The organism is Geminocystis sp. CENA526 (assembly GCF_050753365.1).
Taxonomy (GTDB): Bacteria; Cyanobacteriota; Cyanobacteriia; order Cyanobacteriales; family Cyanobacteriaceae; genus Geminocystis.
Genome location: NZ_JBLZFY010000288.1, coordinates 1 through 1,306 on the forward strand (window position 1 = coordinate 1; position 1,306 = coordinate 1,306).

Annotated in this window: 1 protein-coding gene; it reads right to left on the reverse strand. The window is 33.9% G+C overall.

The window, feature by feature from the left end; all coding sequences use genetic code 11:
• On the reverse strand, nucleotides 1–1,306 hold a 1,306-nt coding region (locus ACN4EE_RS23440; protein WP_431708920.1), incomplete at both ends, for a dynamin family protein.

Below are 1,306 nucleotides of genomic sequence, written 5' to 3' on the forward strand. Positions count from 1 at the left end.
TTGCAATAATCCGCTCTGTTTGTAATTTTACTTCCTCTTGATTATCAATTTTACGAGTTTCAATTAATAAATTAAGTTGATTATTGAAAGCGTCAAATTTTGTAAAAACATCGAATAAAACTGGTAAAATGACTAATTCAGAAAAAGATTCTGTTATTCTTTTTTTTATACATTTCCATAATTCTTCACCGCCACTCCATTTCAGAGCGTAGTTTAAAAATTGTCGTATTTGTTCATCATCAATGGTTTTACTTCTCTTAACCGATTTTTTAAAATCCGTAAACCAATCGTCTAAATCCAAATTATTTTCGGTTTTGTCCTCAATAAAATTCGTACAATCTTTAACAAGTGATTTTAATAAGTCAGATCGCACTTCTTGGTTAATATCAGAGTCCAGATTTAAAGCATTTGTACCCCAAGCACATTGAGCATAATAAAGCAAAAGTGCATTCAAAGGCAACACATCAGGGAGTTCTTTAAGACCTAATTTATCCTTAATTTCTACTCTTAATTTCGCAATTCTCTCCTCAATACTTTTATCTTTTTGGGTACGACGATCTACTCGATTCAAGACAAAAATCATTGAATCTATACGCCCTTGTAGGTATTCAACAACTTTCTTTAATTCTCCTAATAACTTTTGACGATGTTCTTCATCTATTTGTGTGTAATCAATGACTACAATACTAAAAGCCTTGCCCACTAAAGGTTGAATAACTTTTAAGTTAGCTTGATCTTGTACAGATTTTAGTCCAGGTAAATCTAAAAATTCAACTCCGATACCTTTAGGAAGTCCTGATAAACTTAATTCATTAGCTGGAAAAAGAGGAACACAAACCTTAATTTTCGGTGCAATTAAGTTTTTTTTCTTTCTTGTTTCATGGTAACGGTACATTACCGTCTGAATTTTATTATAAAGCTCATCATCACTTAAATTTTTCCATTCACCCGTTTCCCAAGCCGCATCGGGAGTAGCTTCTATAATTAATCTACGTTCATCAGAATGTCTTAATGTTAAAACACCGCCACTCATTTCGTCAGCTTCAATGGGTGCTATACTTCTTCCCATCAAAGCGTTAACTGCTGTTGATTTTCCTGATGAAGTCGTACCAATGGTAGCGATGGATAATGTGGGGTTTAAAAGGCGCTGGAGGGCTTCGTCGTAGGCTTTACGCAAATCTTCTAAACTTTTTTTAATGCCTTTATCTTCAAAAACATCAGAGGAAAGATTTACTAATTCTGAGACGGCATTACCTAACCTTTGCAGATTTTCTCTGGCTTGGGTGAGTTGTGCTTGAATATCTGG